This window comes from Plantactinospora sp. CNZ321 (assembly GCF_004217235.1).
In genome coordinates this window covers 3,104,466-3,118,739 of sequence record NZ_SHKQ01000001.1, presented here as the reverse complement: position 1 = coordinate 3,118,739, position 14,274 = coordinate 3,104,466, and the positions used below count along the sequence as shown (strand labels likewise).

General features: G+C 74.7%; 11 protein-coding genes. 8 read left to right on the top strand and 3 right to left on the bottom strand.

What is annotated here, in order from left to right; all coding sequences use genetic code 11:
- The first annotated feature begins 36 nt into the window (after window positions 1-36).
- The gene (locus EV371_RS13970) at window positions 37-3,156 is read left to right on the top strand and encodes a BTAD domain-containing putative transcriptional regulator (protein WP_130462429.1); all 3,120 of its coding nucleotides are present in this window, start codon (window positions 37-39) and stop codon (window positions 3,154-3,156) included.
- A 48-nt stretch (window positions 3,157-3,204) separates the two neighbouring features.
- Here EV371_RS13970 and EV371_RS13965 read toward each other — a convergent pair whose 3' ends face one another.
- On the bottom strand, window positions 3,205-4,110 hold the full coding sequence (locus EV371_RS13965; protein WP_130462428.1) for a hypothetical protein: 906 nt from the start codon (window positions 4,108-4,110) through the stop codon (window positions 3,205-3,207).
- Between the two features lie 229 nt (window positions 4,111-4,339).
- Here EV371_RS13965 and EV371_RS13960 point away from each other — a divergent pair, with 229 nt between their 5' ends.
- Window positions 4,340-4,912 (top strand): hypothetical protein, encoded by a 573-nt coding sequence (locus EV371_RS13960; RefSeq protein ID WP_130462427.1) that lies wholly within the window; start codon window positions 4,340-4,342, stop codon window positions 4,910-4,912.
- A gap of 30 nt (window positions 4,913-4,942) precedes the next feature.
- Here EV371_RS13960 and EV371_RS13955 read toward each other — a convergent pair whose 3' ends face one another.
- Complete coding sequence (locus tag EV371_RS13955) at window positions 4,943-6,154, bottom strand: type III PLP-dependent enzyme domain-containing protein (RefSeq protein WP_486484604.1); 1,212 nt, start codon at window positions 6,152-6,154, stop codon at window positions 4,943-4,945.
- Window positions 6,155-6,407: 253 nt separating this feature from the next.
- On the opposite strand from EV371_RS13955, the gene EV371_RS13950 reads away from it, so the two are divergent.
- Both EV371_RS13950 and EV371_RS13945 read left to right on the top strand, forming a co-directional pair.
- On the top strand, window positions 6,408-8,654 hold the full coding sequence (locus EV371_RS13950; RefSeq protein WP_130462426.1) for an Hsp70 family protein: 2,247 nt from the start codon (window positions 6,408-6,410) through the stop codon (window positions 8,652-8,654).
- A 153-nt stretch (window positions 8,655-8,807) separates the two neighbouring features.
- Window positions 8,808-9,608 carry a hypothetical protein gene (locus tag EV371_RS13945; RefSeq protein ID WP_130462425.1) on the top strand — a complete coding sequence of 267 codons (801 nt, stop codon included), beginning with the start codon at window positions 8,808-8,810 and terminating at the stop codon, window positions 9,606-9,608.
- Between the two features lie 157 nt (window positions 9,609-9,765).
- Here EV371_RS13945 and EV371_RS13940 read toward each other — a convergent pair whose 3' ends face one another.
- Window positions 9,766-10,590, bottom strand: a complete 825-nt coding sequence (locus EV371_RS13940; protein WP_486484603.1) for a CDP-alcohol phosphatidyltransferase family protein — start codon at window positions 10,588-10,590, stop codon at window positions 9,766-9,768.
- A 113-nt stretch (window positions 10,591-10,703) separates the two neighbouring features.
- On the opposite strand from EV371_RS13940, the gene EV371_RS13935 reads away from it, so the two are divergent.
- The 4 genes from EV371_RS13935 to EV371_RS13920 are packed head-to-tail and all read left to right on the top strand — an operon-like array spanning window position 10,704 to window position 14,192.
- The gene (locus tag EV371_RS13935; RefSeq protein ID WP_130462424.1) at window positions 10,704-11,696 is read left to right on the top strand and encodes an MDR/zinc-dependent alcohol dehydrogenase-like family protein; all 993 of its coding nucleotides are present in this window, start codon (window positions 10,704-10,706) and stop codon (window positions 11,694-11,696) included.
- 44 nt (window positions 11,697-11,740) lie between these two features.
- On the top strand, window positions 11,741-12,139 hold the full coding sequence (locus EV371_RS13930; RefSeq protein ID WP_130462423.1) for a 6-carboxytetrahydropterin synthase: 399 nt from the start codon (window positions 11,741-11,743) through the stop codon (window positions 12,137-12,139).
- A 50-nt stretch (window positions 12,140-12,189) separates the two neighbouring features.
- A complete protein-coding gene (locus EV371_RS13925) occupies window positions 12,190-13,338 on the top strand; it encodes a glycosyltransferase (protein ID WP_207230478.1) in 1,149 nt (382 codons plus the stop codon).
- Entirely contained in the window at window positions 13,335-14,192 is an 858-nt protein-coding gene (locus EV371_RS13920; RefSeq protein ID WP_130462421.1) for a methyltransferase domain-containing protein, read from the top strand. The genes EV371_RS13925 and EV371_RS13920 overlap by 4 nt, the downstream gene beginning before the upstream one ends.
- The last annotated feature ends 82 nt before the right edge of the window (window positions 14,193-14,274 follow it).

The following is a 14,274-nucleotide window of genomic DNA, read 5'->3' as shown; positions in this document are numbered from 1 at the left end:
ACCGTCGGTGACCCGGGTCAGGGGGTGCGGCCGGCGATGGCAGTGGAGCTGGTGCTCTTCGGTGAGGTGCGGGCCCGGGTCGACGGCCGGCCGGTCGATCTCGGCCACGCGCGGCAGCGGTGCGTGCTGGCGGCGCTGCTGGTCGACGCCAACCGGGTGGTGCCGGTGGACCGGCTGCTGGACCGGGTGTGGGGCGAGGAGCGCCCGCGGCACGCCCGCAACGCCCTCTCCGGGTATGTGTCCCGGCTGCGTGGGCTGCTCGGCGCGGGCGGCGGGGCCACGATCGTCCGCCGGTCCGACGGGTACCTGCTGAAGGTCGATCCGGAGGCGGTCGATCTGCACCGCTTCCACCGGCTGCTCGCCCGGGCCCGGTCCGCCGCCCGACCCGGCGCCCCCGGCGATCGGGACAGTCGGAACGGCCCAGGCGGTCAGGGCGGCGGTCCGCCCCACGACGGGGCGACCCCGGCCGCGCTGCTCGAAGAGGCGTTGTCGCTGTGCCGTGGCGAGCCCTTCGGCAGCCTCGACACGCCCTGGCTGGCCGGGATCCGTACCGCACTCGCGGCCGAACGACTGGGCGCCGAACTCGATCTGACCGATCTCGCCCTGGTCGCCGGCCGGCACGCCGAACTCCTCGGCGAGCTGACGGGGCGGGCCGCCGCGTACCCGTTCGACGAGCGGATCGCCGGGCAGGTGATGACCGCGCTGTACCGCTGCGGCCGGCAGGCCGACGCGCTCCGGCACTACCAGGACGTCCGGTCCCGGCTCGCCGAGGAGCTGGGCATGGATCCGGCACCGGCACTGCAACGGCTGTACCGGCGGATCCTGACCGGCGACCCGGCGCTGGACGGCCCTCCGGCGCCGGCCCCGCAGGCTCCGCCCGCCCCGCAGGCTCCGCCGGGTCCGCAGAGTCCGCCGGCCCCGCAGAGTCCGCCGGGTCCGCAGAGTCCGCCGGGTCCGCCGGCCCCGCAGAGTCCGCCGCCGCCGGGGAGCGCCGCGTGCCCGCCGCTGGACGACGCCGCGAGCCCGTCGCCGTCGCTGCCCCGGCAACTGCCGGCACCGCCGGCCGCGTTCACCGCGCGGGAGTACGAGCTGACCGAGCTGGACGCGCTCGTCGACCCGGCCTCCGGCGTCGGCGCCACCGCCGTGGTCTCCGGCTCCGCCGGAGTGGGCAAGAGCGCGCTCGCGCTGCACTGGGCACACCGCAACGCCGACCACTTTCCCGACGGGCAGCTCTACGTCAACCTGCGCGGCTTCGACCAGGACGGTGTGCTGGTCGACCCGGCGGAGGCGGTGCGCGGATTCCTCGACGCGTTCGGCGTCGGCGCCCGGCGGATACCGGTGGGGCTCGCCGCGCAGGCCGCGCTCTACCGCAGCCTGGTCGCCGGCCGGCGAATGCTGGTCGTCCTCGACAACGCCCACGACGCCGGGCAGGTCCGCCCGCTGCTGCCCGGCGCCCCCGGCTGCGCCACCGTGGTGACCAGCCGGAACCGGCTGGCCGGCCTGGTCGCGATCGACGGCGCGCGGCCGGTCACCGTCGACCTGTTCCGGCCTGCCGAGGCCCGACGCTTCCTGGCCCGGCGCCTCGGCGCCGACCGGGTGGCCGACGAGCCGGCCGCCGTGGCCGAGATCGCGGCCCGGTGCGCGCGGTTGCCGTTGGCGCTGGCCGTGGTGGCTGCCCGCGCCGCCGCGTACCGGCACTTCCGTCTCGCCGATCTGGCCGCCGAGTTGCGCACCGCCGACTGCAGCCTCGACCCGTTCGACGGTGGCGAACCGGCGGCGAACGTCCGGGCCGTCTTCTCCTGGTCGTACCGGGCACTGCACCCCGCCGCCGCTCGGCTGTTCCGGCTGGTCGGGCTGCATCCCGGGGCGGATCTGACCGCGCCGGCCGTGGCCAGCCTCGCCGGCCTGCCGGTGGCGGCGGTACGCCGGCTGCTCACCGAGCTGGCCCAGGCGCACCTGCTCGACGAACGGTCGCCGGGGCGGTACGCCGGACACGACCTGCTGCGGGCGTACGCCGCCGAACGGGCCGAGGCCGAGGAGGCGGCCACCGACCGGCGTACGGCGGCGACCCGGCTACTCGACCACTACCTGCACACCGCGTACGCGGCCGACCGGCTGCTGTATCCACACCGCGACCCGATCGTGCTGGCCGAGCCGGCCCCGGGCGCCGAACCCGAGTCCTTCGCCGACCGGGCCGGCGCGGGGGCGTGGCTGCGGGCCGAACACCGGACCCTGCACACCCTGGTCGACTGGGCGGCCCGGAACGGGTTCGACCGGCACTGCTGGGAGCTGGCCTGGAGCCTGACCAGCTTCTTCAACCTGAGCGGGTACTGGCACGACCAGGTGGCCGTGCAGCGTACCGCGCTGGAGGCGGCGGGCCGGGTCGGCGACGAGGCGGCGCAGGCGCACGTACACCGGAATCTCGGCCGGGCGCAGACCCAGCTCGGCCGCCTCGACCAGGCCCGGGCTCACCTCGTCGAGGCGGCGCGGCTCTTCGTCGCCGTCGGCGACCGCGCCAACCATGCGCAGACGCGGGTGAACCTCGCGCGGATCCTCGAACAGCAGGGTCGGGACCGGGCGGCGCTGCACCACGACCGGCGCTCGCTCGACCTCTACCGCGAGATCGGTCACCTGACCGGGCAGGCCCGGGCGATGAACAACATCGCCTGCATGCTCACCCGGCTCGGCGAGTACGACCAGGCCCGGGAGCTGTGCCGGCAGGCGCTCCGGCTCAACGAGGAGATCGGCAACCGGCACGGTACGGCGACGAACTGGCAGACTCTCGGATATCTCGAATGCGCCGCCGGGGCGTACCCGGCCGCGGTCGCCGGCTGCCGGCGCGCGCTCGACCTCTTCGCCGAGGTCGGTGACCGGGGCGGCGCCGCGGAGACGCTGACCTGCCTCGGCGAGGCGCTGCACGGCGGCGGCGAAATCAGTGCCGCCGTGCAGGCGTGGGAACGGGCGCTGGTGCTGCACGACGAGATGGGCCACCCGGACGCCGACCGGGTACGCCGGCACCTGCTCGCGGCGCGGCAGGACGGCCGGATCGGCAGCATGCTCCCGGCGGGTACCGCCGCACGCCCGCGTACCGCTGCACGCCCGGATGCCGCCGCACGCCCGGATGCCGCCGCCTCGGGCCGGTACCCGGGAAGCTGACGACGGCCGGTCGGCGCCCGTGGCTGCCGACCGGCCGTCCCGAACCCGTCAGGAGGCGCAGATCGCCTGGCTGACGATGAAGTCCCAGTCCTGACTGACCGGAGTGTTCTCCACCGCGAACGCCTGGACATCGTCGAGTGCGTTGGCCGGGTAGACCACCTGGAGCGAGACCCCACCGGGCGCGGTGTCGGAGATCGCCGCACCCGCACCGTGCACCCGGGTACCGTTCGGGCAGCGCGCGAAGGCGATCTTCTCCGACTCCGAGTCGCTCTGCGCCGAGGCGGTCATGACCACCTGGTAGCCGGCCGGCCGGTTCAGGCAGACCGCGTACGCGTCGACGGTCCAGTTACCGGAGTAGCCGTTCGCGTCCTCGTGGGCGGTGGCCCGGAAGATGTCACCGCTGGCCGAGGCCCGGGACACCTGGAGTGCCACGTCCCGCCCCGGGTTGACGATCCGGGCACCGCCGCCGATGGCCCGCTTGCTGCCGCACTCCGCCCGCGCCTCCAACTCGACCGGGGACGAGGTCGCCGAGGTCCGGGTACCCACCACCTGGTAGCCGGAGAGTCCGGACCGGCTGGCGCAGATCGCGTACGCCTGCACCCACCAGTCGCCGGTCATCGCGGCCGTGGTCTCCGAGCCGGTCACCACGAAGCTGTCCGGGGCTCCGTCGGTGCGGTGCTCCGGAAAGAGCTGCACCAGCGTCACCTTGGCGCTGTCCGCGGCGGCCACCGCGAAGGCCCAGCCCCCGCCGCCGATCACCCACTTGCCGGCCGGACACTCGGCCCGGGCGGTGTGGGTCTGCTGCGAGTCGATCGCCGACAGCGGAGACGTCACCTTCTCGATGCCGGTCACCGCCGCGGCCGGGCCGGCACCGGCAAACTGGACCCCGACCTGGGCGGCCACCACGATCATGGCGGCACCGGCCGGGGCGAACCAGCGGTTCATGCGAGTCATTGCCCTGTTCCCCTCTCTTTCCGGGTCGTCGGTCGGCCCGGGTAACTGCCGACAACGGTGGCCGGCGAGGTTTCGGCAACTCTTCGGTGACGATGAAACCGCAGGTCATTGGCGTGAAGCCGAACCGAAGCCGCCGACCGCCACACTCGGCGGCAGACGGGGCCGCGACCGGGCCGTCCCGATCGAGCGGGGCGACCGACGTGCGCCCCGGTAGCGAGGAGGCCAGCCGATGAATCTCCCGTCGGTAGGTACCGCCCGGGCCGGCGTGCCGCGCTGGCCGGCTCTCCTGCACCGCTGGCCGAGCCTGCTCGGCCTGGCGGTCGCCGTACCGCAGCTCGTGCTCGGCGCGGGTCACGAGACGGTGGCCATCGTGGTCTGTGTGGCCACACTGTGCTACCTCGGCGCGGCCGCGTTCGACCGGCCGTGGGTCGCCTGGGCGGCGGTTCCCGGAGCCAGCGTGGTGGTGACGATCAGCAAGATCACCGGCCTGGCCTGGTGGGCGGGCATCGGCATCGCCGCACTCGCCCTGGTCGTCGTCGGCCTGTTCAACCGGGCGCCCCGACCGGCGTTCACCGCACAGGTCGCGGCACTGATCGGGTACGGCGGTCTCGCCGTCGGCACGCTCGCGGTGGCGCCGCGCGCCGGCTTGGTCCTCGCCGGCATGCTGCTGACCGGTCATGGCGTGTGGGACCTTGTCCACTATCGACGCAACGAGGTGGTGCCCCGATCGCTGGCCGAGTTCTGCCTGCTGCTGGACGTGCCGCTGGGGATCGGCGTCATCGTGCTCGCCCTTCTCGACTGACTCGGAGGACCGGGCCCGACCGCCGGGCCCCTACCAGCCGCGCAGCCGGGGCCAGATCTCCGTGGCGGCACCGGTGGCCGGGTCCAGCACCAGGTACTCGTCGTGCTGGGCGGCGGTCGCGCAGGCGTGGATCGGCAGGATCCGCACCCGGGTGCCGACCGGAAGATCGGGCAGGGTGCCGTGGCTGCCCGGCCGGACGGTCAGGATGCCGTGTTCCTGGCTGGCGTCGGTCATCAGCAGATCCGGATAGTGCGGCCCGTCGAGCCGGGCGACCAGGCCGTAACCCTGGTCGACGGGCTGCACCGACGTCCCCCGGTCGCGTGAGGTGGCCATCCAGCCGCCGTCGGTGACGATCCAGCCCCGCTCCGGCTGGTGCCCGATGACCGTGACGACCACGGACATCGCCAGGTCGTCGACGGTGCAGACGCCGATCCCGGCCATCACCAGGTCGAAGAAGACGAAGTTGCCGGCCCGGACCTCGGTCACCCCGGTGAGGTCCGCCGCGGAGTGCGCGGTCGGGGTCGAGCCGACGCTGACCACCGGCACGGCGAAGCCGGCGGCCCGGAGCAGCTCGACGGCCCGGACCGCGCTGGCCCGCTCGTTCTCCGCCGCGGCGACCAGTTCCTCCCGGGACCGGCAGTGGTACGACCCGCCCGCGTGCAGCAGTACCCCCCGGGCCTCGGCACCGCCCCGCTCCAGCGTCCCGGCGATCCGCACCGCCGCCGGGTCGTCCGGGCGCAGCCCGCCCCGGTGCCCGTCGCAGTCGATCTCGATCAGCGCCGGGACGGAGACCCCGGTCCGGGTCGAGACGGCGGCCACCGCCTCGGCCTGGGCGACGCTGTCGATCAGCACCTGGAGGTCCACCCCGGCGCGACGCAGCGCCACCACCCGATCCAGCTTCTGCGGGGCGAGCCCGACCGCGTACAGGATGTCGGTGTAGCCGTGTGCGGCGAAGACCTCCGCCTCGCGCAGCGTCGAGACGGTGATCGGGCCCGGCTCGCCGTCGAAGAGCAGCCGGGCGACGGCCAGCGACTTCGCCGTCTTGACGTGCGGGCGCAGCGGGGTACCCGACCGGGCCAGCCGGGATCGGAGCCGGGCGATGTTCCGGCGCACCCGCTCCGGGTCGACCAGCAGGAAAGGAGTCTCGGGCCGGCCCTCGGCGGGCCGCGACTCTGTTGACCCCTGTTGTCGGCAGGGTGGGCCCTCGCCGGCCGGCGCCGGGCGGTCACTGGTCAGGGTCACGGCGACTCTCCTCCGGTTGCCCGGCAAGTCTAGGCCGACCTCCCGCCCGGTCCGGGCCGGACAGCCAGCCGTCTTCACCCGGGCGGGGCCGGACAGGCAGCCGTCTTCACCCGGGCCGGATTCACCGTCGTGCAGGCGGAGAGCGGCGGTGCCGCCCTGCTCGGCGGGTCGGCGTCCGGACGGGACCGGTGTCGGACGCCGACGTTCCGGGGCGTCGATGTTCCGGGCGTCGAGGGCCGACTAGGCTGCCGGGGTGGCGGACGGTGATTTCCGGCTGAGTGTCGACTACGGCACCTCGCACACTGCGGCCGTGTTGCGCTGGCCGGACGGGCGTACCCGTCCGCTGCTGTTCGACGGTTCGCCACTGCTCGCCTCGGCCACCTGTGTGGATGACGGCGGCACGATTCTGTCCGGTCAGGACGCCATCAGCGCCGCCCGGCGGCGACCGCAGGGCTTCGAGCCGTACCCGAAGCGGCGCATCGGCGAGGGCATGCTCTGGCTCGGCGACCGGGAGGTCTCCGTCACCTCACTGGTGGTCGCCACGCTGGCCCGGGTGGCCGACGAGGCCGGCCGGGTCGCGGGGCCGGACGGGCCCGGATCCGTACTGCTCACCGTGCCCGCCACCTGGGGGACAACCCGGCGGGCCCTGCTGGTGGCCGCCGCCGTCGAGGCCGGCCTGCCCGAGCCCCGGCTCGCCGCCGAGCCGGTCGCCGCCGCGAGCTACCTGGTGGGGGCCGGCGAACTGACCGTGCCGACCGGCGGTCACGTCGCCGTCTACGACCTCGGCGCCGGTACCTTCGACGCGACCGTGGTCCGGCGGACCGCGACCGGCGGCTTCACCGTGCTGGCCACCGACGGCCTGCCGCAGACCGGCGGGCTGGATCTCGACGCGGCGCTGGTCGGGTACGTCGGTCGGCTGCTGGCGGACCGCGATCCGGACCGGTGGCGGCGGCTGACCGCACCGGACGACGACGCCGACCGCCGTGCCGCGCTGACCCTGTGGGACGAGGCACGCCGGGCGAAGGAGAGCCTGAGCCGAACCTCGGTCGGTTACCTGCACGTCCCACTCTTCGACGAGTCGGTGCCGGTCGGCCGGGAGGAGTTCGACCGACTGGCCCGGGCGGTGCTGGACCGCACCGTCGAGGTGACAGTGGCGGCGATCCGTTCGGCCGGCCCCGGGGCGGGACCGGCCACGGTCGTCCTGGTCGGCGGCGCCAGCCGGATCCCGCTGGCCGCCACCCTGCTGCACCGGGTCCTCGGGGTGGCGCCGGTCGTCACCGAGCAGCCGGAACTCGTGGTGGCCGAGGGGGCCCTGGCGGTATCGCCGGACGACATGCTGCAGCCCGCGCCGGCCCCACCAACGCCACCAACGCCACCCAGCACTCCGCCAGCAACGCCACCCGGCACTCCGCCGTCACCTCCACCTGGCGCTCCGGCGCCAACGCCACCCGGCACTCCGCCGTCACCTCCACCTGGCACTCTGGCACCAACGCCACCCGGCGCTCGGTCGTCACCTCCACCTGGCACTCTGGCACCAACGCCACCCGGCGCTCGGTCGTCACCGCCGCCCGACCCCAAGGCGGCCGGGCGGTCGGCGGTGCCCCGGGTGAGCGGTCGACTCCAGCTCGCCGGGGTACTCGTGCTGGTCCTGCTGGCCGTCGCCGTGGTGCTGCGCCCATGGGACCGGCCCGGCGGTGGGGCCGCCGACCCCACCCCGAGCGTGGGGGCGACGTCGAGATTCGCCGACGGCACCACCATGCAACGGTTGCAGGCGGCGGGGCGGATGACGATCGGAAGCAGGTTCGACCTGCCCGGCACCGGTCACCGCGAACCCGACGGGACGATGACGGGATTCGACGTGGAGATCGGCCGGTTGATCGCCGCCGAGCTCGGCCTCGACCCCGCCGATGTGCGGTGGACGGAGGTTTCGTTGACCGGCCGGGAGGATCTCCTTGAGCAGGGCGCGGTCGACCTGGTCATCGCCACCTACACCATCACCGAGGCACGCGCCCGGCGGGTCGCGTTCGCCGGACCGTACCACCTGCCGGGGCAGCGACTGCTGGTGCGCGCCGACGACACCGTGATCACCGGCCCGGAGGCGCTACTGACCGTCGGCGCCCAGGTCTGCACCGTCAGCGGCACCCCGCACGGCGGGCGGCTCGAAGCGCACCTCGACGGCCGGTCGTCGACGCTGGTGTCGCGGGCGAGCTACCAGAAGTGCGCGGAGGCGCTCGCCTCCGGCGAGCTCGACGCGATCACCGGCGACGGGTCGGCCCTGGCGGGCCTCGTCGCCGACGGCGACACCCGGTTCCGGCTGGCGGGCCCGGGGTTCGACCCGCAGCCGCACGGAATCGGCCTGCGCCGAGGTGACGAGCCGTTCCGGGACTGGCTCACCGACACCCTGCGGCGGATCATCGCCGACGGCCGCTGGCAGGCTGCCTGGCAACGTACCCTCGGCCGCTACGACGAACAGGAGCCGACCGTCCCCGAGGTCCGCTGAGTCGTTGGCCTGTGGGACCGGTGCCGAGCTGCCGGTGCCGGCGATCCCGGCGACGTGCGGCGACACCGGGCGAGGTGACCCGCCGGAACATCCCGGCGACGGTTCGGGCGAGCCGCAGCCCTCGGCACGGATCCCCGGCCGAGAATGCAGGACATGTCGACGTTGTCCGCGGGACCGGACGGTGCGGCCCGGCAGCCGCCCGGTGCCGCCTCCCAGCCAGGGCCGGCAAGGGCACTCCCGGCCGGGTCGGATCTGGACTACTACCTGGTTCGCCCGGACAACCGGGACGTCGCGGGCCCGGCGGCGATCCTCGTCGAGGAGTTCGCTCTGAGCGGGGACTGTTCGGCGGTCCGGCTCGACAGCACGGGCTGGACGGCGGGCGGCTCCCGCTGGAGGGGCGCCTCGGCGTTCAGCCGGGGCATACGTACCGACGCCGCCCTTCGCGACCGGGTCGTCGGCGCCACCCGGCAGGAGGTCGAGTTCGCCTACCGCCATCTCGGCGGTGGCGAACTGCCGGCCGAGGAGGTACTGCGCGGATACTTCGACGCCGGCATCCTGCTGCCCGCCTCGGCACCGCTGCGGTTGAGCGCCGGCCGGGCCACCGCCGGCTTCACCGAGACCCGGGTCTACCGGGTCCTCTTCACCGCCTGGCGCGACCCGGACGGCCTGGCCGGACTGCTCGACACCTGGCGGATGTCGCCCGGTGACGGGCGGATGATGTCTGGTGACGGCGCCGCCGGTGCCCTGACCGGAGTCGTCGGCACCGCTCGGCGCCGGATCGGCGTCGACGTCTTCACCTGGGAACTGCGCCGGCTCGGTGCCGCCTGGTGCCTGGACCTGACGGCCGATCTGGCCGGCAGTCGCGGCGACGTCGTCGGCCCGCCGCTGCGCGAGCTGACCACGGCGGCCAGGATGGCGGGGCTGATCCCGGTGACGATCGAACGCTTCCGCTGACCGGCCGCTCCCCTGACGGGCCGCTCCCCTGACGGGCCGCTCCCGCTGACCGGCCGCTCCCGCTGACCGGCCGCTCCCGCTGACCGGGCGGGGAGCGCGAGGAACGGGAACCAGCGGCGGGCATGCTGGAGCCCGACGAGGATCGGCTGGCACGGGTTCAGCGCGAGCCGGCCGATACCGGGTCCCGATGGCGGGCCCGCCACAGCCAGCCGACATCCCGGGCGAAGGACCAGCACAGCAGCGCCAGTGCCAGCCCGACCGAGGCGTACGCCAGTGGTCCGGGCAGCAGGCCGGAACTCGCCACCGCCAGCACGATCCCCTGCATCGCGGCGACGGTCTTCCGGGAGAACCGGTGCGGCAGGGCCGCTCTGAGCCAGGGGAGCGCCCAGGCGGCCGCGACGAAGACGTACCGGAGGACGCCGATCGCCAGTACCCAGCCGCCGAGGGATCGGGCGAGGTACGCGCTCAGTACCAGGATGAGGAAGGCGTCGACCTCCATGTCGAACCGGGCGCCGAGCGCGGAGGTGGTGCCGGTGCGCCGGGCGACCTGACCGTCCACCCAGTCCAGCGCCAGTGCCACGCTCGCCACGGCGACCAGCAGCCCGACCGGAGCCGGTGCCCAGAAGGAGGTAGCCACCAGCGCGGTCACCCCGCCGACCAGGCTGGCCCGGGCCAGGGTGACCTGGTTGGCCGCGCCGAGCGTCCGGGCGCCGGACCGACGCATGCCCCGGACGAGCAGCAGCCAGCTGACCACCGCGTACGCCGATCCGGCCAGCCAGCCGGCGGGACCCAGCCCGACCGTCGCGGAGAGCGCCGCCAGCAGGACGAACTGGACGGCCAGCCCCACCGTCGGCCCGTCCACCTCCGTCGACGTGTCGACCGGTACGGGACGGCCGCCGTCGAGCGGCGCCGATCGGGTCCGATGCCACGAGGGACGCAGCCGGACCAGGGATGTTGCGATCGGATGATCACTGACAGTCAACGTTCCTCCGTTACGGTTTGGCACGATCAGCACGCCGCGTATCGTTGCCGCTGCCCACCCCCGTGGAAACGGAAAACGTCCGCGTTCGGTTCATCGCGCTGGGAAAGGGGTCGATGACAGTGCGTGCCCGGGCCTTCTGGCTTGCCGCACCCGGCCGGGGTGAGATCCGGCCGGTTCCGCTGGCGCCGCCCGGTGCCGACGAGGTACTGGTCCGCACCCTCCACTCCGGCCTGAGCCGGGGGACCGAGACGCTGGTCTTCGCCGGCAAGGTGCCACCGAACCAGTACGCGACGATGCGCGCCCCGTTCCAGGACGGCGACTTCCCCGCCCCGGTGAAGTACGGCTACCTCAACGTCGGGCTGGTCGAGTCGGGGCCGGAGCACCTGGCCGGCCGTACCGTCTTCTGCCTCTACCCGCACCAGACCCGGTACGTCGTGCCGGCGTCGGCGGTCACCGTCGTACCGGACGGGGTGCCGGCGGCCCGGGCGGTGCTCGCCGGCACCGTGGAGACCGCGGTGAACGCGCTCTGGGACGCCGCGCCCCTGGTCGGCGACCGGATCACCGTCGTCGGGGCCGGGATGGTCGGCAGCGCCGTGGCCGGGGTCCTCGCCCGGTTTCCCGGCGCCCGGGTGCAACTGGTCGACGCCGACCCCACCCGGGCGGGCGTCGCCGCCGCGTTCGGCGTCGACTTCGCGTCACCCGCCGAGGCGGCCGGCGACCGAGACCTGGTGGTGCACGCCAGCGCCACCTCGGCCGGGCTCACCCGGTCACTGGAACTGCTCGCCCCGGAGGGCACCGTGGTCGAACTGAGCTGGTACGGCGACCGCCCGGTCAGTGTGCCGCTCGGCGAGAACTTCCATTCCCGACGGCTGACGGTACGGAGCAGCCAGGTGGGGACGGTGTCACCGAACGTGCGCGGGCGGCGAACCTTCGCCGACCGGCTCGCCCTGGCCCTGGAACTGCTCGCCGACCCGGCGTTCGACGCCCTGCTGACCGGCGCCTGCGACTTCGAGGAGTTGCCGGAGGTACTCCCCCGGCTGGTCAGCGGCGAACTGCCCGCCCTGTGCCACCGGGTCGACTACGGTGGCCCGGCCATCGACCAGTAGCCGCGACCACCCATTTGGAGCCGGAGACACCAGGAGGAGAATCCTTGTTCAGCATCACCGTCCGTGACCACATCATGATCGCGCACAGCTTCCGGGGCGAGGTCTTCGGCCCGGCCCAGAAGCTGCACGGGGCGACCTACGTGGTGGACGCCACGTTCCGCCGGCCGGAACTCGACGCCGACAACCTCGTCGTGGACATCGGACTGGCCTCCGGACAGTTGGCCGAGGTGCTGGGCGAACTCAACTACCGCAACCTGGACGACGAGCCGTCGCTGGCCGGGATCAACACCTCGACCGAGGCGCTCGCCCGGATCATCGCCGACCGGCTGGCCGAGCGGGTGCACGCGGGATCGCTCGGTGCCGGGGCGCGCGGACTGACCGGACTGACCGTCACCCTGCACGAGTCGCACATCGCCTGGGCCAGCTACGAGCGGACGCTTTGACCGGACCGGCTCCCGGCCCGGCGGGTGGATCCGGTGACGCGGGCGGCCCGGTGCGCGCCGGGACGGCGTACGTGGTGCTGCCCGGGGACATCGACGATCCGGGCACCCCGAGCGGCGGTAACCGCTACGACCGCCGGGTCGTCACCGGGCTTCGCGGGCTCGGCTGGCAGGTGCGCGAACTTCCCGTGCCGGGGAGCTGGCCCCGGCCGGCCGAGGCCGAGCGGATCGCGCTGGCCGCCGCGCTCGCCGGCGTACCGGACGGGGCGGTGGTGCTGCTGGACGGGCTGGTGGCCTGCGGCGTACCCGAGGTCGTCGGTCCGGCCGCCGGCCGACTCCGGCTGGCGGTGCTGGTGCACCTGCCGCTCGGCGACGAGACCGGGCTGCCGCCCGAGGTGGCGGCCCGGCTCGACGACCTGGAACGGCAGACGCTGCGGGCGGTGCCGGTGATCGTCGCGACCAGCGCCGGAACCGGGCGGGCGCTGGTGGAACGGCACGGCCTGCCCGCCGCGCGGGTGCACGTCGTGCCGCCCGGGGTCGCGGCCGCACCGCTGGCCGAGGGTACGGATGGCGCCACGGGCCTGCTCAGTGTCGCCTCGGTCATCCCCCGCAAGGGCCACGACGTACTGGTCGAGGCGCTGGCCACGATCCCGGACCGGGCGTGGACCTGCCGCTGTGTCGGCCCCGTCGACCGCGATCGGGGGCATGTCGACCGGGTGCGCCGCCTCGCCGAGGCGGCCGGGCTGACCGACCGGGTACGGTTCCTCGGTCCGCGTACCGGCGCCGAACTGGCCGCCGACTACGCCACCGCCGACCTGCTGGTGCTGGCGTCCCGGGCCGAGCCGTACGGCATGGTCGTCACCGAGGCGCTGGCCCGGGGCATCCCGGTGCTGGGCAGCGCGGTGGACGGGCTACCGGAGGCAATCGGGCGGACGCCGGACGGAATCGTGCCCGGGCTGTTGGTGCCGCCCGGCGACCCGGCGGCGCTGGCCGGGGCGCTGCGCCGCTGGTTCGACGAGCCGGACCTGCGGCATCGGCTCCGGACCGCCGCCCGGCAGCGCCGGGCCGACCTGCCCGGCTGGGAGGTCACCGCCGCCCGCCTCGGCGAGGTGCTGGCCGCGCTGGCCCGGTCGGCGGGGGACGACATGACTGAGCACGCCAGGTCTTTCCGACCGGGCTGGGACGGCGAGGAGAGGGCATGACCGAGCACGGCGCGCAGACCGGGCAACCGGAGGACGGGGACGACGATTCGCCGTACAGCCTGGCCTGGCTCGGCCTGCGGGAGCCGGCCGACGCCCGCGCCCGGGCGGCTGAACTGGTCGAACCGCTGCGCAACCTGCTGCCCGACGCCAATCCGGTGGTGATCCGGGACCTCGGCTGCGGCAGCGGTTCGATGGGGCGCTGGCTCGCCGGCCAGCTGCCCGGTCCGCAGCACTGGATGCTCTACGACCGCGAGCCCGGGCTGCTCGACCACGCCCGGGACCACCTCCCGCGGACCGCCGCCGACGGCTCCCCGGTCAGCGTACGGACCCGGGAGTGCGACCTCACCCGGCTGACCGCCGACGACCTCGCCGGGGCGTCGCTGGTCACCGCGTCCGCCCTGCTCGACCTGCTCACCCTCGCCGAGGTGGAGCGGCTCGTCACGGCATGTGTGGACGCCGGCTCTCCGGCGCTGCTGACCCTGTCCGTGCTGGGCGAGGTGGAGTTCTCCCCGGCCGACCCGCTCGACGCCGAGATCGCCGCCGCGTTCAACGCCCACCAGCGGCGCGGTACCGGTGCCCAGCAGCTGCTCGGCCCGGACGCCGTGCAGGCGACCGCCGAGGCGTTCCGCCGGTGTGGCGCGGAGGTACGGGTCCGGCCCAGCCCGTGGCGGCTCGGCCCGGCGGAGGCGGACCTGACCGCGCGGTGGCTGCGCGGCTGGGTCGCCGCCGCCGTCGAGCAGCGGCCGGAGCTGGCCGTCCCGGCCGCCGGCTACCTGGAGCGTCGACTCGCCGCCGCGACCGCCGGTCGGCTGCGGGTGGTCGTCGGGCACGCCGACCTGCTCGCCACGTCCTGATGCACGCGTACCGACCCGGCTCGGCGGCGGATGAACCGCAGCCCCGGTTGCCTCGTATAACTGGCGAGGACCGATCGAGGGA

Coding starts and splice junctions, on each gene's coding strand:
- EV371_RS13920 (WP_130462421.1), top strand. CDS start 13,335: ATGACCGAGCACGGCGCGCAGACCGGGCAACCGGAGGACGGGGACGAC.
- EV371_RS13965 (WP_130462428.1), bottom strand. CDS start 4,110: ATGACTCGCATGAACCGCTGGTTCGCCCCGGCCGGTGCCGCCATGATC.
- EV371_RS13970 (WP_130462429.1), top strand. CDS start 37: ATGGCAGTGGAGCTGGTGCTCTTCGGTGAGGTGCGGGCCCGGGTCGAC.
- EV371_RS13960 (WP_130462427.1), top strand. CDS start 4,340: ATGAATCTCCCGTCGGTAGGTACCGCCCGGGCCGGCGTGCCGCGCTGG.
- EV371_RS13935 (WP_130462424.1), top strand. CDS start 10,704: ATGACAGTGCGTGCCCGGGCCTTCTGGCTTGCCGCACCCGGCCGGGGT.
- EV371_RS13945 (WP_130462425.1), top strand. CDS start 8,808: ATGTCGACGTTGTCCGCGGGACCGGACGGTGCGGCCCGGCAGCCGCCC.